The organism is Nocardia sp. NPDC003726 (assembly GCF_053586955.1).
Window position 1 is genome coordinate 16,354 of record NZ_JBSFNF010000021.1, and the last position, 24,262, is coordinate 40,615.

The following is a 24,262-nucleotide window of genomic DNA, read 5'->3' on the forward strand; positions in this document are numbered from 1 at the left end:
TCGACCGGATTCGCGACGAAACCGGTGCATTTATCGGCTGTTCGCGAAAACGGAATACTGTGCGGCAGCGCGCTGCTGAGCGTCCAGCAGTTGATTCGCCCCGACGAATCCGACGTATTCCTTGTATGCGACGACGCAGGTGAATCGCCGATCATCGAATAGCGTGGCCCGGTTCTCCACGCACACCGAATCGGGCAGGTGCTGCGGTGGATCGGCCGGGCCCGCGATCACCGTGGGGGTGATGCGTTCGGCGACAATCCGCCGCGCCGCCGCCGGATTCGGCGTGCGAATCACCACTGTGTCCCCGGAGACGGCGAATCTGTCGGCGCCCATCGCCGTGAAGCGTTGTTTCGCGTAATCGCGGTCTTCGGCGTATTGCATGATGCCGCGCAGACCGAGCAGCGCGTGTGAATCGTCGTAGCTGGGGGAGTGGACCCCGGCCGGATTCAGGGTGCGGCTCAGCAGATGATCGGGGTCCCAAGGCAGACGCAGCATCTCTTCCTCGGTCAGCGCGGGCAACTGATCGAGCAGCGGCAACTGAACGTCGTACGCCTTCTCCGCGAGCGCGACGAGGGCGTTGCGATCGGGAGCGTTGGCCGAGACGAGGAACGCCACCACGTAGGAGCCGTGCGCGAGGATCGTGCGCAGGAACGGGGAGCCTGGACGCCAGTGCGCTCGCGCCTGCGGCTGCGGCGGCAGGGTGACCGGCTCGTTCTGCTCGCGGTAGGCGCCGAGATCGGCGTCGTAGAACTCCGTCGCGGCCTGGCGGGCGCGTTCGGGGTCGGGGAACTGCATGACGATCGTGCCGACGGTCGTGGAATTGGGCCGGGGCTTGGTCGGCCATCCGGAGGCGATCAAGCTGACATTCTGATCCGAGCCGTTGGTGTGGAACCCGAACATCATCCGGTTGCGTTCCGCGATCGGCCGCATGTCCTCTTGGCGCCCGAGTTCACCGGGCAGCGTCCCTTTGCTGATGCTCGACGGCGTCCAGCTGTACTTCATCCTGGGATCGATGTCGTAGGCCGACGCGACGTGATCGGCCAGCCGCATGGCGGCGACCTTGTCCATGTCGATGAACAGCGGCTGGTAGTCGTCGTCGTGCGCGTTCGGCGGCTCGGTGGGGTAGTTGCCGGTGTCCAGACCGCGAATATCGATCTCACCCGGCCGCGCGGTCCCCGCGAGCGTCGAGCCACAGCCGGTGACGATGGTGGCGGTCATCGCGCAGGCGAGTGCGACGGCGGCGGTGCGGAATCTCGTCATGCGGCATTCACCAGCAATGCGTACTGGGCGGAGATGCGCTGCTGCGCGTCGAGCAGTTGATGCGACCACGCGAACGCCGCGTAGCGGTCGTAGGACACCGAGCAGTAGAAACGGACGACCACCGTCTTGGTTCCGATGTATTCCTTGCAGCGCGCGGCGGGCAGGCCCTTCGGCGCCTCGGCCCCGCGGAACTTCTTCGTCAGCCCACCGCGCTGCTCCCGCAGCTGTGCCGCCGCGGCGGCGTCGCGGGCGCGGAACAGATCGGTGCCGTCGGTGGCGTACCGGTCCACTCCGGCCGCTTCGATGATCTTGCGATCCTCGGCCGAATCGGTGGTGAAGTGCAGCGCGCCGTGTCCGGTGTAGGCGCCGGGCGGATCGATCCACGAGTCTTCCCTCGGTCTCGGCAGCGCCCGGCTCAACATGCCGTCCATATCGATCGACACTGTCATCAGCTGGTCGACCGGGGTCGGAGTGAAGCGGCCGATGGCGGGGACGACTGTGTCGAGGCTCTTCTCGACCAGACCGAGCAGCGCGGGCAGGTCAACCTTCTCCAGGAAGATCTTCACGTAGTCGAAGATCCAGGTGTAGACGACGAACTTGCCGGTGGCGAACCACGACCCGATCGACTGCTCCTGCGGCTGCCAATGCGCGTGCGCTGCCGGGTACTTGGGGATCTGCACCGGCGTGTTCCGGTTGTTGGCCTCGAAGTCGACGCGTTCCAAGGCGGCCGCGGCAGCCGCGGCCTTCTGCTCATCCGGGAAGATCAGGACGGCGTTGACCAGGTCGGTGCCGCGATTGTCCGGCTCGGTGCCCGCGCTGCTGAGGAATCCGGCGACGAACTCCGGGGCGGCCTCGGCGAATCGGGAGACGTTCATGATCCGTCCCAGCGAACTCTTCGGCTCGATGAACACCTTGGAGATCGAAGGATTCGCGGAGACGAACGCCGGGTCGATGTCCGACGGCATGGGCACGAAGTTCGCCAGCCGCTCCGCCTCGATCATGCGCGCCTGCTCGGGATTCTTCGCTGTCGCGTAAACGCGCGGCGTCGTCGCGTAATTGCCCACGTCCAGCTGCGCCAGATCGACCGGCTGTGCGGGCTTCTGTGTCGTGGCCTCCGGATCGCCGCACGCCCCTGCACACAGGGCGACGGCGCCGGCCAGTACCAGGGCACAAGCGATTCGGATCAATCTCGACATCACGCCGTGCTGCACTCTTTCCCTCCCCTGACTGCGGTAGTTGCGCCGGATCCTACTTCGGCCCACCCGCGGCCACGGATCGCGAAAGCGCGGGGCGACTACCGCCGCCGATCTCAGAAACTGTTCGCCAGCAGTGCGTACTCCGCGGCGACCTTCTGCCGCACGTCCGGTTCCTTATCACTGGTGACGACTCCGACATACCGTTTGTACGCGACGTAGCACCGGTACTTGTACTCCCGATCCGGGTCGCCCTTGCTGTTGAGCTGCAGGCATTTCGCGCCGGGGACGTCCTTGGGAGCGCCGAGCGGGTCGTAGTGCGCGCCTTCACTGTCCAACAGGCCGGTGGCCAATTTCTGGGCGGCGGCCCCGTCGCGGGTGCGGGCGACGTAGCTGTCGTCGAGCAGACCGATGTGGTCCACGCCCGCTTCCTCGATCAGGCGCAGGTGCACCGACTCGTCATCGGCGCGGTGCACCGTGTGATAGCCGCCGTAGACGGCGAAGGTCGCCGGGTCGGGCTCTCGGTTCTTGCGGTCGGCGACCGCGACGCGGGCGAGCAGGCCGTCCGGATCCGCCTTCAGGGTGTCGAGCTTGTTCACCGGGGTCGGGGTGAACTTGTCCAGCTGCGCCACCTCGGCGGCCAAGGTCTTGTCGACCCACTTCACCAGGTCGTCGGCATCCGCCGTCGGACGCTGGATGAACAAGGAGATGACGAATTCCTTGTACGCCATGAAGGTGCCGACGTTGGGAACACCGGGCCGCCAGTGGATGTAGGAGTCGGGGTACTTCGTCGACGACAGCTTGCGGTTGTCCGGCGAGACGGCGATGTCGACGTCCTCGAGTTCCCGGGCGGCGAGTTTCGCGGTGGCCTCGTCTGGGAAGCGGAACAGCGCGTTCGTGACCGCGGTGGCTTGCGGGGAAGGATTGGTCTGGCCGGCCGGATCGGGACGGTCCGCGCCGCTGGCGGCATATCCCACGATCAGCTTGCGGTTGTCGAGGACCGGCCTGGACACCTTGGCCACGAAGTCGAGCGCCTGCTCGGCGTCCTTGACGACGGTGCTGCCGCGGCCGAACTTCAACACGGAATCGATGCGCACGGTCGGGACCACGGCCTCGGACATCCGCATGCCTTCCAGCAGCGCGCCTTTGCCCGCCGAATCCTGGTCGTACTCGTGCTTGTCCACGGGATAGGTGCCGACTTCCAGCTTGCGCACGTCGATCTCACCCGCGGTCGGTGTGCCCTGCACGCCTGCGCAACCGGCCAGCATCCCCGCCAATGCCAGACAAGACGCGGTGAGCGCGATGCGTTGCGTCCGAACCATCTCAGGCCCCTCGTTCCTCCCGTTGCTGACACCGAAGTTACCCGACAGAGGGCGGGGAGGGGGACCGATGGTCGTCCTATTGCAATACCCTTGTCGGTGTGGCGACGACCTTGCACTGCAATCCCGGTGGAGGCCGATACCGGTGAAGGATCGGCAGGTCGAGGTCGTCGTCGGTAGCCACGCCGTGGCCAGGGTCGCGGGCGCGGTGATCATCGTGGCGCACCGCAAGCCGGGCAGGCCGGCTCAGGATTCGCCCGCCGCGGTCGCGCTGGAATCACTGGCCGAACTGGTGCGCGACGCGACCGATCGGGAGCCGGGCGGGCCCGGCGCCCTGGTGGCGCGGCAGGCGACGCGCTGGCTGATGAAGCAGGCCGAGCGGATCAGCCCGGGAGAGCCGATCGATTTCGGCATTCTGTCCACCGCCGAGCACGGGGGTGTGGCGATCTTCCTGCACGGGGCGATCACCGCCGTGCTGGCCGGTGACGGCGGGCTCGAGCGCTATCGCGGCAGCGACGCGGCCTTCACGGTGGATCGGGTCGCGGCGGTTCCGGCGCGGGCGGCGGCGCTGTTCGTCGACGACGCGAAGGGCCGTATCCCGGATCTGCCGCCCGAGCCAGGCATCGGCAGGCTGGTCGAAGGCATCGCGCAAGCGGGGGGCGCGATCGTCTGGACGCAAGGCGCGCGCACCGAGTTGCCCGGGTACGGCCGGGCGTCCGGATCCTTGGGCGCGCAGCACGACCCGGAGACCTCCGCGCTGCCGACGGCGCGTGTCGAACACGCGGCGTCCGCGGAATCGGAACAGCGCCAGCAGCCGCACCCGCCGCGATACCCGACGGCGCCGTCTACCGCGATGCTCGACGCCCAGACGGAGCAGACGCCGATCGATCCGCACCACGCGCCGACGCAACTGGGCGGCACCAATCCCGCGCCGCGGCCCGATCCGGAGCTCCAGCGTCGGCTGGAGGCGACCGCGAAGGCCACCGCGCTGACCGTCAAGGTGATGGGGTTCAAATGCGCCCGGGCGCATCCCAGCGATCCGCGGGCGGCGTTCTGCACCGTCTGCGGGATGCCGGTCGACCAGACCCAGGCGCTGATCGAAGTGGTCCGCCCGCCGCTGGGCATGCTGATCCTCGACGACGGCATGACCTACATGCTCGCCGCCGACGCGGTGATCGGACGCGACCCCGAGCGTTCACCGGCCGCGGAGAGCGGACTCGTCCCGCTGCGGGTGGAGGACGCCTCCGGCGGCATGTCCAGGGCCCACGCCGAAATCCGCTTGGTGAACTGGGACGTGACGGTGGTGGACTGCGGTTCGACCAACGGCACCCGCACCAGGCTGCCCGGCTACCGCGACTGGGTGCGCCTGGCGCCGCGCCAGTCCATGGCGCTCGTCCCCGGCACCGAGATCATGCTCGGCAACCGCGTGCTGCGGTTCGAACTGGCCGCGCCGCCGCCGTTCGGCCGCTGAGCACGCGCTAGGAATAGCGCGCGGCGCACACGCTCTCGCCGTTGAGGACTCCCGCGCGGAATGCCTCCACTCGGGAGAAACCACTCGGCACGGTCTTCCCCTGGGCGTCGCTGGCGGCCAGGCCGTCGGTGAGCAGGCCGGAGACCGCCTCGTCGAGATCTCCTGCGGCGAGCTTGATATCGCCCTGACTGACCGGTCGTCCCGATTCGGCGAGTTTGCCGGTGACCACCCCGGACAGGCAGGCGGCGCGCAGTCCGGTTTTCGCGCCGACCAGGCTCTGCCCGCGGCTCTGCTGGACGGCCAAGGTGTATCGGGAGATGAACACGATGTAGCCGTTGTAATCGCCGGTCACCTTGAGCGGCAGCGGGTCGTCCGCGCCGTAGTCCGACGTACCCCGCTCGGCCAGTCGGGGGATGTCCGTGGCGATCGTGTTCGCGGCGGGGCAGTACGACACCGGTTCGGTCACCACGCCGTCGGGGCAAGCGATCTTCGCCCGGGTGTAGTCGTAGGTCGGCTCGTGGTCGATCGGCAGAATCGCTTCGAGTGCTTTGGTCAATTCGACCAAGGTCTGTTTGGTGATGGGGTACTCGCCGCGCCCGTTGTCGTCACTGAAACTCTGCGGCAGATTCGCGCGGCGCTGGTCGATCTCGTCCTGGTCGATGCCCTTGCACGCCTTGGGACCGTCGGTGAAACCGATCTGCACGGCGGTGACCCGTTCGAAAGCGGAGCCGTGCACGCTTTCCGGGTCGTCGGGGTCGGAGTCGCGGATGGCGACGGTGGCGGCGAGCACGCTGTTGAGGCCGTCGGAGGTGTTGATCGTGAAATGCCGGGCCTTGCCCTCGGCCACGTGCCGCATGAAAGCGCCCGCGAAGCAATCCGCCTGCTGCTCCTTGACGATCACCGGGTCCTTCGGCCCGACGATCTTGGCCATGGTCTGCACCGCGTGCCCGTACTCGTGCGCGAGCACCATCACCACGGACATCTTCCCGAAGGTCTCCTCCATGGTGGGAAGCAGCACCGACCGATCCCAGCCGATGGAATTGTCCAGGCGGCAGTAGGCGGCGTTGACCAAGCGGTAGGTGGTCTCCTTGCAGAACTCGACCGACTCCTGCCGCCCTGCCTTCGCGCTCCAGGACAGCAGCTTCTCGACCGGCTTGAACTCGCCTTGGAAGTATTTGCCGAACTCACCGCGCCAGTAGGTCTGGATATCGTCGACGGCGTTGAGCGCCAGGGTGTCCACGGCGCCGCCGTCGCCGTTGGTCGCGGTCAGCGTGCTGTCCTCGACGCCGGTGCGCGGGCCGCTCGGGCCGCTCGTGGTGGGCAACCCGGCCACCTTGAACGGATCGTCGTAGACGGAGACGGCCCGGCCGTCGACCACTCGGATACATCCGCCGACCAGCACCAGAACACTGAGCAGCGTCGCAACCAGCGCGGTCGCTCGGACTCTCGGCAAGGCTCCCCCTGGTCGGCCGCTACAACGTTCACATCGGTCGCCGGATCGGGGCATTTGGCGCATCGGGGGCACCGCCGATGTCCGGGTGATGGAATAGTATCCGCTGCATGTCTTCACCGGGGGCGCAGACCATCACCGTGCGCCATGATGGAAACGAACGAGTATTCGATTCGAGCCAGCAGGTCACGATGGGCCGCGCGCCGGAGGTGACGCTTTTCGTCGACAGCCCGCTCGTCTCGCGTGTGCACGCCACGCTGGCCTGGCAGGGCAGCGCCTGGGTGTTGACCGACAACAAGAGCACCAACGGCGTTTTCGTGGACGCGCGCAGGCTGACCCAGCCGGTGTCGATCGACCGCCCCACACAGGTCCGGCTGGGCGACGCGATCAGCGGCCCGCTGTTGCACCTGTTGCCGGCGAACCCGCAACCACCGCAGCGGCCTTCCGCGCGCCCGCCGCAACCGGTTCCCGCGCCGCCGCCGGGCCCGCCGCCGCACGCGGTCCGGCGGCCCGCGCAGCCGTTCCAGCGTCCGCACTATCCGCCTCCGCAGGACGCGCCCGCGCCCGCGGTGAACGTCAACATGACGACCAGGGCGGACACCTCGAACATGCCTCCGGTCCGGGCCAGGGCGAGCACGGCGCCCATCGCCCGCGCCGACCGGATCCCGCAGACCGGCCTGAGCATCGGCCGCACCACCGACAATCAGATCGTCGTCAACGATCCGCTGGCCTCCCGCAAGCACGCCCGCCTGATCGCCTCCGCCGATGGCCTTACCATCGAGGACCTCGGCTCGGCGAACGGCACGTTCGTCAACGGGCACCGCCAGCAGCGGGCGGTGCTGCGCGAGCGGGACATCATCACCGTCGGCAACGTCGACTTCGTCGTCCAGCAGGGCACGCTGGTGCACCGGCAGAAGCCGGTCGCCGAGCAGGGTTTGGCCGTGCACGGTGTCGGCTTCACCGTCGAGGGCAACAAGCAACTGCTCGTCGACGTGAACATGTCGGCCAGCCGCGGCACGCTCACCGCGCTGATCGGTCCCTCCGGTGCGGGCAAGTCGACGCTGTCGCGCCTGATCGCGGGCACCACACAGCCTTCGGGCGGCGTGGTCACCTTCGAAGGCCGCAATCTGCACGCCGAGTACGAGGCGCTGCGTTCCCGGATCGGCATGGTGCCGCAGGACGACGTGCTGCACCGGCAGCTCACGGTGCGCCAGGCGCTGGGTTTCGCGGCCGAACTGCGGCTGCCGAGGGACAACAGCAAGCAGGACAGGCAGAAGGTGATCGACGGGGTGCTGCAGGAGCTTTCGCTCACCGAGCACGCCGACACCAGGGTCGACCGTCTCTCCGGCGGTCAGCGCAAGCGCGCCTCGGTGGCGCTGGAACTGCTGACCGGCCCGTCGCTGCTCATCCTGGACGAACCCACGTCGGGCCTGGACCCGGCACTGGACCGTCAGGTCATGGTGATGCTGCGCGAGCTGGCCGACGCCGGCCGCGTGGTGATCGTGGTGACCCACTCGGTGGCGCACCTGGACATGTGCGATCAGGTGCTGCTGCTCGCTCCCGGCGGCAAGACCGCCTACTGCGGCAATCCGGCCGGTGTCGGCGCGGCGCTCGGCACCAGCGACTGGGCGGAGATCTTCGCGAATGTCGCGGCCAATCCGGATCAGGCGTTCGCCGCCTATCGCTCCCGGCAGGCGTTCGCGCCGCCGCCCCCGCCGCCCCCGCAGCCGTACGGGCCCGCGGGCAGTCCGCCGCAGTCCAGTCGCGGCAAGCAGTTCTCGACTCTGGCGCGCAGGCAGGTCCGGCTGATCCTGGCCGACCGCGGTTACCTGACGTTCCTGGTGCTGTTGCCGTTCATTCTCGGCGGCCTGTCGCTGGTGGTGCCGGGGAAGAACGGATTCCAGCGCGGCGCGTTGAAGGCGCTGCCGGATGGCACGTTCGTGCCGGAGGGCGGTAGTGAGACACAGCAGTTGCTGGTGGTGCTGATTCTGGGCGCCTGCTTCATGGGTTCCACGCTCACGGTGCGCGACCTGGTCGGCGAACGGACGATCTTCCACCGCGAACGCGCCGTCGGCCTGCTGCCGTCGGCATACCTGATGGCGAAGATCGCGGTGTTCAGCTTCACCGCGCTGCTGCAATCGGCCGTGCTGGTCGGGATCGTCCTCGCGGGCAAGAAGCGTCCCGGTGAGGGGGCGGTGCTGGCGTCCGGCAGCGCGGAGCTGTACATCGATATCGCCCTCACCGCGATCTGCTGTGTGGTCGTCGGGCTGCTGCTCTCGTCGCTGGCCAAGTCGAACGAGCAGGTGATGCCGCTGCTGGTGGTGGCCATCATGTGCCAGCTGGTGATGGCGGGCGGCCTGATCCCGGTCACCGGGCGGGTGGTGCTCGAGCAGGTGTCCTGGCTGTTCCCGGCGCGCTGGGGCTACGCGATGGGCGCTTCGACGGTGAACATCCGGGAGCTGTTCCTGAACGCGCAGGCCGACACGCTCTGGCAGCACAAGCCGGAGATCTGGGCGTTGGACGTCGGCGTGCTGTCGCTGATCACGCTGGTGCTCGCGCTCATCACCTGGCGCCGGTTGCGACTGAAGAAGTCGACCGCGTGAGGCGATCCGGACGGTCCGTCCCCGCCCCGGTCCGCGCAAGCGACGCCGGGCGGTGTGACACGGCGACGACGAGCATCTCGGCCGCGAACCGGGCACACTTATGCCTGTGACGGTGCGAGTAGGGGCAGTGCATCTCGGCTGGGATGTGGTGTCCGTTGCGGCCGGTGGCGGTGGCGTTCCCATCCGCCCCGTGCAGGTGGAGGGCATGTGGACGCCGCCGGCCTATCTGCTGGCGGATTCGTCGGGCCGGTTGCACACGGCAGGCGTGGAACGCAACAGACCCGATCTCGGGATGGCGATCGCCGACGTGCGCGACATCCTCGGGCATCCGCAGATCGTGGTCGCCGGCGCGACCTGGCCCGCGGAACTGGTCTTCCGCGCGCGTCTGTACAACCCGCTCGCCGAGATCGGCAAGCACTTGCGCGGCAAACCGGATCTGGTGGCGTTGCCCTATCCGGACAGCTGGCCGGACGAGAAGATCGATATCTACGCCTCGATGGTGGAACAGCTCGATGTCGTCGTGGAACCGCTGCCGGAGAGCGTCGCGCTGTCCGGCTACGTCCGCGCCCTCGGGCTGGTGCACCCGCCCGACCGGGCCAGGCCGAACGGCATCGGCGCGACGGGCGTGTACTCCGACGGCCGCGGCATGCTGGTGGTCGCTGTGCACGGCGACGACGAGCAGCCCACCGAGTCGGTCGACGTTCCGGTGGACGCGCAGGCCATGCGCGACGCCAGGTCGGCCGACGACGTCGTGATCGAGGTGATGGCGGCGGCCCGCTCGATCGGCGCGGACACCTCGACGGTTCTGCTGTCGGGCAACGTGCGCTTCAACGACGCGTTGCGCCTGGCCTTCCAGAACCATCTGGGGCACCGCCTGCACGTGGCGGACCATCCGATGCACGCCCTGGTGCTCGGCGCGGCACATCTGCTGGTGAGCGACCCGGAGGCGGGCGAGCCGGAGCCTTCGGGCAGGCACGCCGAACCAACGCCCGCCCGACCGCAGGCCGAGTATCCCCCGCAGCAGGCGGAGGCGGGTCGGCGCACGGCCCGGCCGGTGCCGGGCGTCCAATACGGCCCCGGATACCCGACCCAGCCCGACGAGCCGACGACCAGGATCGGGCGCGACGACGTGCCGCGCGGTCTGCCGCCGAACCTCGCCGAGCTGGGCAGCCGCTTCACCCGGCCGCCGAGCGCGCCCGACGAGCAGCAGGACGGCGGTCGCCCGCCCGGTGATCCCGTCGGCCCGCGTCCGCCCTACCCGGGCGCGCCGGAGCAGTCCCGGTACGCCGGTCAGCAGCACCAGGGGCCGTGGCAGGAGCCGGGCGCCGAGTCCGACGACGCGGACGGGCACCGCAAGGGCAAGCTGTGGAACAAGATGAAGGGCAACCTGTTCGGAGCCAACACCGTCGCCGGGGCGGTGGCGCTGGCCGTGGTCGCGCTTCCGTCCGGGAATCACCGGGTGGAGTTGACCGCGCGGCCGGTCGCCCTCGACGCGGCATCGGTCGTGTCCGCGGAAGAAGTCGACGGCGCGCCGGTCGGGTGTCCGACCTCGCCCTACGCGATCACCCAGCCGAAACCAGGTGTCACCGCCACCCGGGGAACCCAGCGGGAAGCGAAGGAAAGGACGGCGGAGTGCGGGCGGCCCGACGTCGACACCCTGCGCTACCTGGTCCCCGGCCCGCCCGGCGCCATGGACCTCGGCCCGCCGATCGAGATCTGACGGATTTCTCCCCGCCATACCCCACTGGTATGGTGGCTCGTTGGCGTGCGGAATGTCCGCCGAGCCCCGGGTCTCCACCGGCCGCCGGGAACAGCTCGACCGCACGCCTGGCTGGCAACACCGACGACAGACAGGGAAGCACTGTGCCTACGTACAGCCCCAAGGCGGGTGACGTGACCCGTAAGTGGTACGTCATCGACGCCACTGACGTAGTGCTCGGCCGTCTCGCCGTCCAGGCAGCGAATCTGCTGCGTGGCAAGACGAAGCCGACCTACGCCCCGAACGTCGATGGTGGCGATTTCGTCATCATCATCAACGCCGACAAGGTTGCCATCAGCGGCAACAAGCGGCAGGACAAGCTGATCCACCACCACTCCGGGCACCCGGGCGGCCTCAAGTCGCGGACCGTCGGTCAGGTGTTGGAGAGCCGTCCCGATCGGCTCGTGGAGAAGGCCGTCAAGGGCATGATCCCGAAGAACAAGCTCGGTAACGCGATCGCGGGCAAGCTGAAGGTGTACGCGGGCCCGACGCACCCGCACGCCGCCCAGCAGCCCATCCCGTTCGAGATCAAGCAGGTGGCCCAGTGACCGCTCCCGAGGAATTCAACGAGGAATACGTCGAGGAATTCGACGCTGCCGAGGCTGTCGAGGACGGTGCGGGCTACGAGGACTCCGAGGCCTCGGCGTCCTACGCTCCGATCGTGATCGACCGCCCGGTGCAGACCGTCGGCCGCCGCAAGGAGGCCGTCGTGCGCGTGCGCCTGCTGCCCGGCTCCGGCAACTTCGTGCTCAACGGCCGCACCATCGAGGACTACTTCCCGAACAAGGTGCACCAGCAGCTGGTCAAGTCGCCGCTGGTGACCGTCGAGCGCACCGAGTCCTTCGACGTGCACGCCCGCCTGGTCGGCGGCGGCCCGTCCGGTCAGGCAGGCGCCCTGCGGCTGGCCATCGCCCGTGCGCTGATCGAGGTCACCCCGGAGGATCGTCCCGCCCTGAAGCGGGCCGGCTTCCTGACTCGTGACCCGCGCGCCACCGAGCGCAAGAAGTACGGTCTGAAGAAGGCGCGCAAGGCGCCGCAGTACTCGAAGCGCTGATTTCGGCATCGTCGGCTCTGCGCCTCCGGCACTCTCGCGGTGCCGGAGGCGGTACGGTCGACGCGGCAGCCGTACGAGAGCAGGCTCCCAGCGAACAGCTGGTCGCCTGCTCTCGCGCTGTATGAAGACGCGGCGTTCGCGGGGCCTTCGTGGTGCACGGGCCGGTGCCTCCCGGGCCGACGCCCACGCCACAGATCACCAATGAGGGGCGAGGTATGGGACGGTTGTTCGGCACCGACGGAGTCCGCGGGCTTGCGAACGAGTCATTGAGTCCGGAGCTGGCGTTGCGCGTTTCCGGCGCGGCCGCGCAGATCCTGAGCCGGGGCAAGAAGCGCGCGCTCGCGGTGGTCGGGCGCGACCCGCGGGCCAGCGGCGAGATGCTCGAGGCCGCGGTGACCGCGGGGTTGACCGCGGCGGGCGTGGACGTGCTGTCGGTGGGGGTGCTGCCGACCCCGGCCGTCGCCTACCTCACCGGCTTGTACGACGCCTGTCTCGGCGTGATGATCTCCGCCTCGCACAACCCGATGCCCGACAACGGGATCAAGATCTTCGCCGCCGGTGGGCACAAACTGGACGACGCGATCGAGGACCGGATCGAGGCCCTCATGGCCGCCGAGAAGCCGTTCCGTCCGACCGGCGCGGGCATCGGGCGGGTGCGCAACGCGGCCGGCGCGCGTGACCACGGGCTGAGCATCCCCGACCGGTACAGCCTCGCGGGCACTCATGAGCGCTATGTGGAACACCTGGTCGAGGCCACCGGACAGGACCTGTCGGGGCTGACCGTCGTGGTCGACTGCGCGCACGGAGCCGCCGCCGAGGTGGGGCCTGCCGCCTACCGCGAAGCGGGGGCGACGGTGATCGCCATCAACGCCGAGCCCGACGGGCTGAACATCAACGACGGCTGCGGCTCGACCCATCTCGACCAGGTGCGGGCCGCGGTGGTGGAACACGGCGCCGATCTGGGTCTGGCGCACGACGGCGACGCCGATCGCTGCCTGGCCGTGGACGCGCACGGCAATGTGGTCGACGGCGACGCGATCCTCGCGATCCTGGCCCTCGCCATGCACGAGGCGGGCGAGCTGGCCGACGACACCCTGGTCGTCACCGTGATGAGCAACCTCGGCCTGCACATCGCCATGCGGGCGGCGGGCATCACCGTGCGCACCACCGCCGTCGGCGACCGTTACGTGCTCGAGGAGTTGCGGCGCGGCGGCTTCACGCTCGGCGGTGAGCAGTCGGGGCATGTGGTGTTCCCCCGATACGGCACCACCGGCGACGGCATTCTCACCGGCCTGCGCCTGATGGCGCGGATGGCGCGGACCGGGCGCGGCCTGGCCGATCTGGCGAGCGTGCTGCAGACCGTGCCGCAGATCCTGGTGAACGTGCCGGTCAACGACAAATCCGTGGTGGCGCGCGCACCCGAGATCCGCGAAGCGGTGCTGGAAGCGGAACGGATACTCGGTGACTCCGGGCGCGTGCTGCTGCGGCCCAGCGGCACCGAGGAGCTGGTGCGGGTGATGGTGGAAGCCACCGACCCGACCCAGGCGCGTCAGCTGGCGGACGATCTCGCCAAGCGCGTCGCGGGGGTGTGAGCGGCGCGCTGGTTGTGGCCGAGCGTGGCTTCGAGTCAGTGGGTTTCGGTGAGTACGCCCGCGTTCATGTGCCAGCGGCGGGTCGCGCGGACCGTGTCGAGCATGCGGCGGTCGTGGGTGACGAGCACGAGTGTGCCGGTGAAGGATTCGACGGCCTGCTCCAGTTGTTCGATGGCGGGGAGGTCCAAGTGATTGGTCGGCTCGTCCAGCACGAGCAGGTTCACGCCGCGGGCTTGGAGCAGGGCCAGGGCGGCGCGGGTGCGTTCGCCGGGGGAGAGCGTGTCGCACGGCCGCAGTACGTGGGTGCCGCGCAGGCCGAATTTCGCCAGTAGGGTGCGTACTTCCGCCTCCGGCCACTGCGGCAGTTCCGCGCCGAAAGTGGCGGCGAGAGCGGCGGTTCCGCGGAACAGCCCGCGCGCTTGATCCACCTCGCCGATCTCGACGCCGGAGCCCAGGCTCGCGGTGCCGGTGTCGGGTCGTAGCTTGCCCAGCAACAGGGCGAGCAGAGTCGACTTCCCTGAGCCGTTCGCGCCGGTGAGCACGATGCGGTCGGCCCAGTCGACCTGGGTGGTGATCGGGCCGAGCGTGAAGTCGCCGCGGGTGATCGTCGCCCCCGACAGCGTCGCCACCACCGAGCCGCTGCGCGGGGCCGCGGCGATGCTCATGCGCAGCTCCCATTCCTTGCGGGGTTCCTCGACCACCTCGAGCCGTTCGATGCGGCGCTGGGTCTGCCTGGCTTTGGCGGCCTGCTTCTCGGTGGCCTCGGCCCGCATCTTGCGGCCCGCCTTGTCGGAGTCCATCTTCCTGGGATCCCGCGCCTTGCGGCGGGCGGTGCGGACGCCGTGCTCGAGCCAGTTGCGCTGCATCTGCGCGCGGGCCTCCAGGCTCGTTCTGGTGTCGGCGTACTCCTCGTACGCCTCGCGCGCGTGCTGCCGGGCGATCTCGCGCTCCATCAGGTAGGACTCGTAGCCGCCGTCGTACAAGCCGACCTGCTGCTGCGCGAGATCCAGCTCCACGACGCGATTCACCGTGCGCGCCAGGAATTCCCGGTCATGGCTGATCACCATCAGCGGGACTCGCACCCCCGCGACGAACTGTTCGAGCCGGGCCAGGCCGTCCAAATCCAAGTCGTTGGTCGGCTCGTCCAGCAGCAGGATGTCGAAGCGGGACAACAGCACCGAAGCCAATCCGGCGCGCGCGGCCTGACCGCCCGACAAGCCGGTCATCGGAGTGTCCAGGCCGTTCGGCAGGCTGTCGGCGAGGCCGAGGTCCGCGGCGACCTCGTGCGCCCGCTGGTCCAGATCGGCTCCGCCGAGGGCGAGCCAGCGTTCCAGCGCGGGGGAATACTCGTCCGGCCCGCCTTCGGCCAGACGCTCGGCCGCGGCGTCCATCGCCGCCTGCGCCTCGGTCACTCCGGTTCGCCGGCCGAGGAATGCCAAGACGGTCTCGCCTTCGACCCGCTGTGTCTCCTGCGCCAGATAACCGACCGTCGCGTCCGGGGGGCTGAGCGTGATGCTGCCCGTCGGCGCCTTCCGTTCGGCGAGCAGGCGCAGCAGCGTCGACTTGCCCGCGCCGTTCACGCCGACCAGGCCGATCACGTCGCCCGGAGCGAGGGTCAGATCGAGGTCGGCGAACAGTGTGCGCTCGCCGTGACCGGCCGACAGGCCGCGGGCATGCAGAGTGGTGCTCACCAGCACGAGTCTGCCGTGCTCGGGGTCGCACCCTGAGGCCGACCCCGGGAGAAATCAGGGTCGGTATCGGCCGCCGGGCCGATGGCGGAACCCGCGGTGGCGGGCACAGTGGAGGACGTAGCGATCACCGCACGAGAGGGAAGACCAATGACCGCCCCCACCCGCCGTTTCACCCGCTCCACCCACGACAAGTGGATCGCAGGCGTCTGCGGTGGCATCGCCGAGTACCTCGGCTGGAACGCCAACGTCGTCCGGCTGCTGTTCGTGGTGTCGTGCCTGCTGCCGGGTCCGCAGTTCATCATCTACTTGGCGCTGTGGCTGTTGATGCCGAAGAAGTGAAGCCGCGGGGCTGCGTCGAGCCCGCGTGGGTGACAGGATGGAACGATGCCGCGCGAGCGGCATCGCACCACCGGTACGAGTCCTGCTGAGGAGGGGTCATGATCACCTCGAGCGAATTCCCGGGCCTGGATATACCCGGCATCGACGCGTCGTCGTCACTCGACGGCCTGGGTGCGATCGAACTGCACCACCCGACGCAGGACATCGACGGCGACGGCTCGCTCGACACCATCACCACGACGGGTGACGAGGCGATGCAGGTCTGGACCGACTACGACCACGACGGCTTCGCCGACCACGTCACCGTGGTGGAGAAGGACGGCGACTACGCCGCATGGGAATTCCACCGTCACCCCGACGGCACCTCCGAGTGGGTCCGCACCGACCGAGGCCGAATCGGCGGTTGACCGATTCCGCTGGAGCGGAATTCGGGGGGAACCGAGTGTCGGTGTGTTGCGTCGAAGGAAGTACGGCGGCATTCGGCGCGAAGGAGATTCGCGTCGGCGCAACGACACTACGAGGACGGAGGGGAGTCGTGGGCGGATCGGAAACGGTCGGAGTCCGCACGGGGGAGCTCGGTGCGCTCGGCAGCGACTATCGCAGATCGGCGGACGCCGTTCGCGACCAAGCGAAGCGGGTTGCCGAGCACCTGTTCGGCAGCGGCGGCGACGCGGGCCGGAACTACGCGCCGCAGGGCATCGCGGTGCAGCAGGGGCTGGAACGGATCGGTGCGTGGTTGCGGGATTGGAGTGACGCCACCACCGCGACCGCGGACGCGCTCGGGGCCGCCGTGGTGGCCTACGCCGAGACCGACCAGCAGCGCGCCTCCGAGACGGACAAGACATGAGACCGCCGAATGACATGCGCTCGCGCCGGCGACGCCACACATTCGAGGGGTCGGGATCATGACGGTTTCCTGGCAGGGCAAAGCGATCGACACCCTCTTGGACGAGGGCAGCGTGGGATTGCAGTACTGGATTCAGTTCATGCCGCTGTACGAGGCGGCGTTCGGCGGAAATGGCGGGCGCGGTGACGTCGGCAAGCTGCTGGCGATGTACGACGAGCAGCGCGGCACGCGGTTGGAGAAGCTGGAGCAGGCGGGGGAGACCCTGAAAGTCGCACTCGCCGAGGTGGATCGGCAATGGGACGCGCAGCGGGGCTACACCCGTCGGCTGCCCGAGTTGTGGCAGGGCACGGCGGCGGCCGCCGCGCTCGACATGCTCGGCAAGCAGTCGGTCCTGGCCGACGAGGACCGGAAGCACGCGAGGGCCGCCATGACCGTGATCGCCGATATGGCCGGCTCGTTGCGGTCCGCGGTGGCCGCGAAGGCGTTCGCCACCCGCGAGTTGCTCGAGGGTCCGGTGGGCGGCAGCAAGTCGATCAGCATCGACGGCAAGACTCCGGCCGATGTGAAGGTCATCGTCGACGTGCACAACGCGCGGGAATGGATCGACGCGGAGCAGGTCCGCGCACTCGGGCGCATATTCCCCGCGCTCGCCGTGCCGGAGGACAAGATCAACAAAAGCGTGCTCGGCTTCATCAACTCCGACAGCGAGAATCTGCTCACCGGCGCGTACGGCGATCGGGTGCGCAGCGTCACCGACGAGTGGCTGACCAGGACGTTCAAGCCGGACTTCGACCGCAAGCTGGCGTCCTACACCGATGTCTGCGCCGAGGTCGATCGACTGTTCAAAGACCAGTACAAGAACCTCACCGACGCGTTGGCGCAGGTGTCCGAGCAGGCCTACCCGCGCCCGGAAGGCCCGTCGCAACCACAGCAGGCAACACCGGTGGACCAGAACAAGCCGCAGGTGACGAACGCACCAGGTCCGCCGGGCACGCCCGCCGCCACCGTCCCGGCGAGCACCACACCGAGCACCGTCCCCGCGTCCACGACACCGGACACGCCGACTACGCCGAGTACGCCCAGCGCTCCGACCACCGCCGCGCCGAAGATGCCCGGCCTGGACGGACTTGCCGCGCTCAGCCAGGTGGCGAAGGAATTGGCCCCGCTCGCAACGGGTCTCGGTCAAGCCGTGGAGCAGGGCGTGTCCGCGCTGAGCGGGATTATCAAGAGCGGCGTCGACGACGCCATCGAAAAGCTCGTGCAGGGCATCGAGACGCAGCAAGCCGAAGCCGACGACCGGAACGGCGAGGGGCCGAGCGAAACGCCACGGTCCCAGGCGGAATTCGATATCGGCGGCAAGCACGTGAAGTTCGAGATGGGGCCGGACGGCCGGTTGAAACTCATCCTCTCCGATGCCACGGGCGTGGAACAGGAGTTCACCGTCGAGCTGAACGAGCACGGCTTACCGGTCATCTCGGCGATCGAGCCGCAAGCCGATAACGCACAGCCCCCGGCGCCCGAGGCAGCTCCCCCGCAGTCGCCGAACGAGAAGCCTCCAGCGCCGGAGCCCAAGGAGGAAAACGAAACGCCTACGCCCGGTCCGCCGCCCGAGGACGGTACCTCCGGGCTGCCGAGCGGAACCCTGCCGGGCACCCGGCGCGAAGAGGACGGCGAGCACTATCCGAAACCGATACCGGAGCAGGGAGAGCCGGAGCCGGACGTTCCGGTGGACAGCGGCGCGGAACTCGCCGAAGCCGGGCCGCTGGACCCGGGGTTCGCGGAGGCGGGTCCACTGTGACACCGGCCGGGACGAGGTCACACACCGGATGAGCGAGGAGGCGCAGCATGGTCGACTTCGCCGAGGAAGCGAGGCAACTCGCCGCCGAGAATCAGCGCCGCATGTCGCTGTTGCTCGACGAGATCCAGGCGATCAACGAGCAGACCGCGGCGACCGGTCGGGAATTCACCGACCGGCTGACCGCCGACATGGACGAGTTCTGGTCGACGCACGCCGCGGACCCGGACCAGGCCTCCGCCGAGGCGCACGAGCACCAGCGGCGGCAGGACGAACTCCGAGAGCAGCGCGCGGCCATCGCGCGGTCGATGGCCGCGCGCCGGGCCAATCAAACGGTGCGGCCGGTGGACGAGGAGGACGAGGAGGCCAAGTTCTACCAGCGCAAGAGCTGGCTGATCTGACCGGCGCTCCCCGGCTCGGCCGGTCGGCTACCTCCGCAGCAGCGCGGCGAGCTGGCCGACCTTCAGCTTCGGCGGCTCCGTCTCCTGCGGCGCCGTAGGGTCGACGACGGCGGTGTGCGGGATGACCTCTTCGGGATCGGCGAAGGCGCGATAGTTCTTGTCCTCCGCCAGCGTGGCGAGCAGGTAGCCCGCCAGCAGGGCGCGGGTGGTGCGGGCGGTCTTCGATTCGTGCTTGCCCGCCCCCACCGCGGCGAGGACGCGCCTGCCCTCGATGATGCCGTTGTGTGAGGCCTTGTCGATCGCGCGCAGGATCGCGGGGCCGCCCCACGCGGTGGCCAGCGGGATGGCGTTGGAGCTGACCGACGTGATGTCGGTCGCTCCGGCCAGGATCAACGCGGGAACATCCAGCTCGGGCGCCACGGCTTCGGCAGCGGGCGCGGTCGGCGCGGGGAACAGCGCCGCGACGGTGGCCACGTCGCGGCGACCGGCGGCGATGACCGCGGCGCCCGCGCCCATGCCGTGCCCGGCCAGGGCCAGCCGCTCCGGATGCACGCTGATCTCGCCGTCGCCGAGCCGCACGCCGGTGCAGATGTCGAGCGTGGTGAGCAAATCGGCGGCCAGCCCCAGATGTGACGGAATCGGTCCGCGCTCGGTGTCGGGCGCGGCGGCGACGATGCCCCACGAAGCGAGGTGTTCCAGCAGCGTGCGGTAGTGGTTCGCCCCGGTCAACCAGCCATGTCCGAACGCGACGGCAGGTAGGTTCCGCCCCGCCTCTGGCGTGAACACCACCCCCGGCTGACCGGCGATGGCCAGGTTGCCACGCAACACGCGGTGCGGGCCCCGGCTGGTCAGGGTGCTCAATAGCGATTTCACAGACGCCGACACGACGTGAACGTTATCCGATAAGTAGTGTGGTGAGCCATGTGCGGAATCGTGGGGTACGTCGGGTACCGAGACGCGCTCGGCGTCGTCGTTGACGCGTTGCGCCGCATGGAATATCGCGGATACGACTCCGCGGGTGTGGCGATCCTGGACGGCGCGGGCGCGCTGGCGGTGGAGCGCAAGGCGGGCCGTCTGGCCAACCTGGAGGCCGAACTCGCCGAAACCGGGATCGATCGCTTCGTGGGCACCACGGGCATCGGGCACACCCGCTGGGCAACGCACGGCGCGCCGACCGACCGCAACGCGCACCCGCACCGGGACCACAGCGGCAAGGTCGCCGTGGTGCACAACGGCATCATCGAGAACTTCGCCCCGCTGCGTCGCGAACTGGAGGACGCAGGGGTCGAGCTGAGCAGCGACACCGACACCGAGGTCGCGGTGCACCTGGTGGCCCGCGCGTACGCCGACGGCCCCACCGCTGGTGACTTCGCGGCCAGCGCGCTGTCGGTGCTGCGCCGTCTGGAGGGCGCGTTCACGCTGGTCTTCACGCACGCCGACCATCCGGACACGATCGTGGCGGCGCGCCGCTCCACCCCGCTGGTGGTCGGTGTCGGCAAGGGCGAGATGTTCATCGCCTCGGACGTCACGGCGTTCATCGAGCACACCCGCGAGGCGGTCGAGCTCGGACAGGACCAAGCCGTCGTGATCACCCTGGACAGCTACCGGGTCACCGACTTCGCGGGCGCGGACGCGAGTTCGCGCACCCGCCCGTTCACGATCGACTGGGACCTGGCCGCCGCCGAGAAGGGCGGCCACGACTACTTCATGCTGAAGGAGATCGAGGAGCAGCCCGCCGCGGTCGCCGACACCCTGATGGGGCATTTCAGCACCGACCAGGACGGCGCTGGCCGGATCGTGCTGGACGAGCAGCGCCTCGCCGACCAGGAACTGCGCGATTTCGACAAGGTGTTCGTCGTGGCGTGCGGCAGCGCCTACCACTCCGGCCTGCTGGCGAAATACGCCATCGAGCACTGGACGCGGCTGCCGGTCGAGGTGGAGCTGGCCAGCGAGTTCCGCTACCGCGATCCGGTGCTGGACCGTTCCACGCTGGTGGTGGCGATCTCGCAGTCCGGCGAGACCGCCGACACGCTGGAGGCGGTGCGGCACGCGAAGGAGCAGAAGGCGCGCGTCCTGGCGATCTGCAACACCAATGGCGCGCAGATTCCCCGCGAATCCGACGCGGTTCTCTACACCAGGGCCGGGCCGGAGATCGGCGTCGCCTCCACCAAGGCGTTCCTGGCCCAGGTGACCGCGAACTACCTGGTCGGGCTGGCCTTGGCGCAGGCGCGCGGCACCAAGTACCCGGACGAGGTCGCCCGCGAGTTCGCCGAGCTGGAGGCGATGCCCGAGCTGGTGGAACGCGTACTGGAGACCGCGCCGCAGGTGCGGGCCATCGCGCGGGAGCTGGCGCAGGTCCCGACCGTGCTGTTCCTCGGACGCCACGTCGGCTACCCGGTGGCGCTGGAGGGCGCGCTCAAGCTCAAAGAGCTGGCGTACATGCACGCCGAGGGGTTCGCGGCGGGTGAACTCAAGCACGGCCCGATCGCGCTGATCGAGGACGGCCTGCCGGTGATCGTGGTGATGCCGTCGCCGAAGGGGCGCGCGGTGCTGCATTCAAAGCTGCTGAGCAACATCAGGGAGATCCAAGCCCGGGGCGCGCGCACCATCGTGATCGCGGAGGAGGGCGACGACACGGTGCGTCCGTTCGCCGACGACCTCATCGAGATCCCGAGCGCGCCGACGCTGTTCCAGCCGCTGCTGTCGACGGTGCCGTTGCAGATCTTCGCCGCCGAGGTGGCGCAGGCGCGCGGCTACGACGTCGACAAACCGCGGAACCTGGCCAAGTCCGTCACCGTGGAATAGCCGAGCGGCCGCGCACTCGGTGAGTGCGCGGCCGCCGCTTCGCCGGGATACCGGCTCGCTATGCCCGGACGGCGGCCAAAGGCTCCTCCGGGACGGTGAGCGTCGTGCGGCGCTCGAGCCGTCCGGACACGATCGCCAGCAGCAGCGCGACCAGCACCAATCCGACGCCGACCCAGTTGGGTGCGGTATAGCCGTAGCCCGCGGCGATCACCACGCCGCCCAGCCAGGCCGACACCGCGTTGCCGAGATTGAACGCGCCGATGTTCACCGCCGACGCCAAGGTGGGCGCACCGGCGGCCTGGTCGAGGACGCGTTTCTGCAGCGGCGGCACCGTCGCGAAGCCGAGCGCGCCGATCAGCACCACCGTGACGGCGGCGGCGATCTTGTCGTGCGCGGTGACGGTGAACAGCGCCAGAACGAGCGCGAGCCCGCCGAGGGTGAGATACAGCATCGGCATCAGGTGGCGGTCGGCGAACTTGCCGCCGATCAGATTGCCCGCGAAGAAGCCGAGACCGAACAGCATGAGCAGCCAGGTGACCGAACTCTCCGCGTAGCCGGTGACCTCGGTCATCATCGGGGCCAGATAGGTGATCGCGGCGAACACCCCGCCGAAGCCGAGCACCGTCATCGCCATCGCCAGCAGCACCTGGGGATTGCGGAACACCGCCAGCTCGCTGCGCAGCCGCGCGTTCGCCGCGGCGGGCTGTTCGGGAACCAGCGCCGCGACGCCGGACAGGCCGATCAACCCGACCAGCGCGACGAACAGGAAGGTCAGCCGCCAGCCGAAGTGCTGGCCGAGCAGCGTCCCCAGCGGCACGCCGACCACGGTGGCGACGGTGAGACCGGTGAACATGATCGCGATCGCCCCGGCGCGCCGGTCGGCGCTGACCAGGGTGCCCGCGACGACCGCTCCGATGCCGAAGAACGCGCCGTGCGCCAGCGAGGCGACGATCCGTCCGGTGAGCATCAGGACGAAGGTCGGCGCCGTGGCGGACAGGATGTTGCCGAGCACGAGCAGCGCCAGCATGCCCAGCAGCATGCGTTTGCGCGACACCCTGGTGCCGAGACCGGTCATCAGCGGCGCGCCCGCCACGACACCGAGCGCGTAGCCGGTGACCAGCAGGCCCGCTGTGGGAATGGACACCGAGTAGGTGCCCGCGATGTCGGGCAGCAGGCCGACGACGACGAACTCCGTCGTCCCGATCGCGAATGCCCCGAGGGTGAGGGCGAGAAGTGCGAGGGGCATGGGGGAAGCCTCCACATGATGTTGCTTCAAACCATTACAGGCGGCAACAATAATTGCATACGCACTTTAATTGCAAGCGCTGGCTATTGTGATCTCTGGCTATCCTGGAGGCACAACCCCCGACGTCGAAGGATCGCCGATGACCGCGGATGCCGCCCTGACCGGCCTCGCCGATGGTTGGTACGCACTCTCGCTGCTGCACGACCGGATCGAGGCGCATATCGAGCGGGCCCTGCAAACCGGCCATGACCTCAGCGTTCGCGAATACTCCCTGCTGGTCGTCCTGAGCAGGCAGCACGACGGGCCTGGCGGGCACCTGCGGATGAACCAGGTGGCCGAGGCCGTGGTGCTGAGCCAGAGCGCGACCACCCGGCTGGTCTCCCGGCTGGAGGATCGCGGCCTGCTACAGCGCTACCTCTGCCCCGACGACCGTCGCGGCATCTACACCGACGTCACGCCGGCGGGACTGGACCTGCTCGAACAGGCCCGGCCCACGCACGACGCCGCCCTCGCCGGGGCGCTCGGGCAAGCGGCCGCCGATCCCGACCTCGCTCCGCTCGTGGCCGCGGTCGAGGCATTGAACACCAGTTCGGGTAATGGCGCTCGCCCCCGCGACTACCACCCCGTCTGATCGAGACGGCTCAGCACCGGGGTTCGGAACGAGAGTTCGGAGCTGATGGAAACCGGCGTCTCGCTGTACCCTTCGGCCGCGGCGCGGATGCCTGCCGATTCCGTGATCGGTTGCCGACTTACCGGCGGGTTCGGGCCGCCGTACGCCGAGGGAACTGGTGCGGACGGGACTCGGCTGCTCGCGACGCGCAGCGCAAGTCTTCCGAAGGGGCCGCATCGAGGACCGAGGCTGTCGTGCCGAGGCGATACCGGGACGCGCAGGCGCGGTTGTGCATGCCGGGATGCTGGAAGTGCTCGAGCAGCTCGGCATCGCGGACGAGCTGGTCGCCGCAATCGGCCGTGATCACTCCACAGTGACCGTGCCGCGCATCTCCGGATGCAGGGAGCAGAGGTAGCGGTAGGTGCCCGGCGTGGTGAAGGTGTAGCTCCACTCGCCCTTGTCGAAGATCGGGCTGTTGATGCCCATGGCCTTGTCACCGATGCCCTGCACGGTGTGCGGAACCTTGTCGTCGAATGTCCAGGTGACCGTGTCGCCGACCTTGATGGTGACCTCGGCGGGCGAGAATTTCATGTCGTGCACCGCGACGGTGGCGGCGGCGGGCTTGCGCTCACCGGTCTGCTGCACGGTGGTGGTCGGCCGGGCCGGTTTCCTGGTCGTGGTGGCGGCCGAACCGGATTCGTCGCCGCCGCAACCGGACAGCAACAGCGTGCAGGCCAGGGCGGCTCCCGTGACGACGCGGACGATCCCGATGCGGCGGACGCTTGGCATGATGGCCAAGCGTAGTAGGCCACACCTAAGGAGGCAGC

The 24,262-nt window shown here is 69.1% G+C and carries 21 protein-coding genes; 13 read left to right on the forward strand and 8 right to left on the reverse strand.

The window, feature by feature from the left end:
• Window positions 1-30: 30 nt before the first annotated feature.
• The 3 genes from ACWDMM_RS24665 to ACWDMM_RS24675 form a co-directional block, all read right to left on the reverse strand.
• Window positions 31-1,260, reverse strand: a complete 1,230-nt coding sequence (locus tag ACWDMM_RS24665) for a DUF7373 family lipoprotein (RefSeq protein ID WP_449939762.1) — start codon at window positions 1,258-1,260, stop codon at window positions 31-33.
• Window positions 1,257-2,456, reverse strand: coding sequence for a DUF7373 family lipoprotein (locus ACWDMM_RS24670; RefSeq protein ID WP_449939763.1), 1,200 nt, complete (start codon window positions 2,454-2,456; stop codon window positions 1,257-1,259). The genes ACWDMM_RS24665 and ACWDMM_RS24670 overlap by 4 nt, the downstream gene beginning before the upstream one ends.
• A gap of 113 nt (window positions 2,457-2,569) precedes the next feature.
• On the reverse strand, window positions 2,570-3,775 hold the full coding sequence (locus ACWDMM_RS24675; RefSeq protein ID WP_357106549.1) for a DUF7373 family lipoprotein: 1,206 nt from the start codon (window positions 3,773-3,775) through the stop codon (window positions 2,570-2,572).
• 142 nt (window positions 3,776-3,917) lie between these two features.
• Here ACWDMM_RS24675 and ACWDMM_RS24680 point away from each other — a divergent pair, with 142 nt between their 5' ends.
• Window positions 3,918-5,243, forward strand: coding sequence for an FHA domain-containing protein (locus ACWDMM_RS24680; RefSeq protein WP_357106546.1), 1,326 nt, complete (start codon window positions 3,918-3,920; stop codon window positions 5,241-5,243).
• Between the two features lie 7 nt (window positions 5,244-5,250).
• On the opposite strand, the gene ACWDMM_RS24685 is transcribed toward ACWDMM_RS24680, so the two are convergent.
• Entirely contained in the window at window positions 5,251-6,696 is a 1,446-nt protein-coding gene (locus tag ACWDMM_RS24685; RefSeq protein WP_195080434.1) for a neutral zinc metallopeptidase, read from the reverse strand.
• Window positions 6,697-6,803: 107 nt separating this feature from the next.
• Between ACWDMM_RS24685 and ACWDMM_RS24690 the strand changes: the two genes are divergently transcribed.
• From ACWDMM_RS24690 to glmM, 5 genes are all read left to right on the forward strand, one after another.
• Entirely contained in the window at window positions 6,804-9,296 is a 2,493-nt protein-coding gene (locus ACWDMM_RS24690; protein ID WP_195080435.1) for an FHA domain-containing protein, read from the forward strand.
• Between the two features lie 100 nt (window positions 9,297-9,396).
• Window positions 9,397-11,016 carry a chromosomal replication initiator protein DnaA gene (locus ACWDMM_RS24695; RefSeq protein ID WP_195080436.1) on the forward strand — a complete coding sequence of 540 codons (1,620 nt, stop codon included), beginning with the start codon at window positions 9,397-9,399 and terminating at the stop codon, window positions 11,014-11,016.
• Window positions 11,017-11,159: 143 nt separating this feature from the next.
• On the forward strand, window positions 11,160-11,603 hold the full coding sequence (gene rplM, locus ACWDMM_RS24700) for a 50S ribosomal protein L13 (protein WP_067803768.1): 444 nt from the start codon (window positions 11,160-11,162) through the stop codon (window positions 11,601-11,603).
• Window positions 11,600-12,109, forward strand: a complete 510-nt coding sequence (gene rpsI / locus ACWDMM_RS24705; protein ID WP_195080437.1) for a 30S ribosomal protein S9 — start codon at window positions 11,600-11,602, stop codon at window positions 12,107-12,109. The genes rplM and rpsI overlap by 4 nt, the downstream gene beginning before the upstream one ends.
• Window positions 12,110-12,324: 215 nt before the next feature.
• Window positions 12,325-13,701, forward strand: coding sequence for a phosphoglucosamine mutase (gene glmM, locus ACWDMM_RS24710; protein ID WP_195080438.1), 1,377 nt, complete (start codon window positions 12,325-12,327; stop codon window positions 13,699-13,701).
• A 35-nt stretch (window positions 13,702-13,736) separates the two neighbouring features.
• Here the strand turns inward: glmM and ACWDMM_RS24715 are convergent, their stop codons facing one another.
• A complete protein-coding gene (locus tag ACWDMM_RS24715; RefSeq protein WP_195080439.1) occupies window positions 13,737-15,392 on the reverse strand; it encodes an ABC-F family ATP-binding cassette domain-containing protein in 1,656 nt (551 codons plus the stop codon).
• Window positions 15,393-15,539: 147 nt separating this feature from the next.
• Here ACWDMM_RS24715 and ACWDMM_RS24720 point away from each other — a divergent pair, with 147 nt between their 5' ends.
• From ACWDMM_RS24720 to ACWDMM_RS24740, 5 genes are all read left to right on the forward strand, one after another.
• Window positions 15,540-15,731, forward strand: a complete 192-nt coding sequence (locus tag ACWDMM_RS24720) for a PspC domain-containing protein (RefSeq protein WP_195080440.1) — start codon at window positions 15,540-15,542, stop codon at window positions 15,729-15,731.
• Window positions 15,732-15,829: 98 nt separating this feature from the next.
• Window positions 15,830-16,138, forward strand: coding sequence for a DUF6802 family protein (locus tag ACWDMM_RS24725; protein WP_067803763.1), 309 nt, complete (start codon window positions 15,830-15,832; stop codon window positions 16,136-16,138).
• 128 nt (window positions 16,139-16,266) lie between these two features.
• Window positions 16,267-16,578 carry a hypothetical protein gene (locus tag ACWDMM_RS24730; protein ID WP_195080441.1) on the forward strand — a complete coding sequence of 104 codons (312 nt, stop codon included), beginning with the start codon at window positions 16,267-16,269 and terminating at the stop codon, window positions 16,576-16,578.
• Window positions 16,579-16,636: 58 nt separating this feature from the next.
• Window positions 16,637-18,376, forward strand: coding sequence for a hypothetical protein (locus tag ACWDMM_RS24735; protein WP_449939773.1), 1,740 nt, complete (start codon window positions 16,637-16,639; stop codon window positions 18,374-18,376).
• A gap of 47 nt (window positions 18,377-18,423) precedes the next feature.
• Window positions 18,424-18,774, forward strand: coding sequence for a hypothetical protein (locus ACWDMM_RS24740; RefSeq protein ID WP_195080443.1), 351 nt, complete (start codon window positions 18,424-18,426; stop codon window positions 18,772-18,774).
• Window positions 18,775-18,801: 27 nt separating this feature from the next.
• Here ACWDMM_RS24740 and ACWDMM_RS24745 read toward each other — a convergent pair whose 3' ends face one another.
• Complete coding sequence (locus tag ACWDMM_RS24745; protein ID WP_195080444.1) at window positions 18,802-19,659, reverse strand: poly(ethylene terephthalate) hydrolase family protein; 858 nt, start codon at window positions 19,657-19,659, stop codon at window positions 18,802-18,804.
• Window positions 19,660-19,695: 36 nt separating this feature from the next.
• On the opposite strand from ACWDMM_RS24745, the gene glmS reads away from it, so the two are divergent.
• Window positions 19,696-21,579 carry a glutamine--fructose-6-phosphate transaminase (isomerizing) gene (glmS, locus tag ACWDMM_RS24750; RefSeq protein ID WP_195080445.1) on the forward strand — a complete coding sequence of 628 codons (1,884 nt, stop codon included), beginning with the start codon at window positions 19,696-19,698 and terminating at the stop codon, window positions 21,577-21,579.
• A gap of 58 nt (window positions 21,580-21,637) precedes the next feature.
• Here the strand turns inward: glmS and ACWDMM_RS24755 are convergent, their stop codons facing one another.
• Window positions 21,638-22,825 (reverse strand): MFS transporter, encoded by a 1,188-nt coding sequence (locus ACWDMM_RS24755; RefSeq protein ID WP_195080446.1) that lies wholly within the window; start codon window positions 22,823-22,825, stop codon window positions 21,638-21,640.
• Window positions 22,826-22,964: 139 nt separating this feature from the next.
• On the opposite strand from ACWDMM_RS24755, the gene ACWDMM_RS24760 reads away from it, so the two are divergent.
• Window positions 22,965-23,456 (forward strand): MarR family winged helix-turn-helix transcriptional regulator, encoded by a 492-nt coding sequence (locus ACWDMM_RS24760; RefSeq protein WP_195080447.1) that lies wholly within the window; start codon window positions 22,965-22,967, stop codon window positions 23,454-23,456.
• 342 nt (window positions 23,457-23,798) lie between these two features.
• On the opposite strand, the gene ACWDMM_RS24765 is transcribed toward ACWDMM_RS24760, so the two are convergent.
• Window positions 23,799-24,224 (reverse strand): cupredoxin domain-containing protein, encoded by a 426-nt coding sequence (locus ACWDMM_RS24765; RefSeq protein ID WP_195080448.1) that lies wholly within the window; start codon window positions 24,222-24,224, stop codon window positions 23,799-23,801.
• Between the last annotated feature and the right edge of the window lie 38 nt (window positions 24,225-24,262).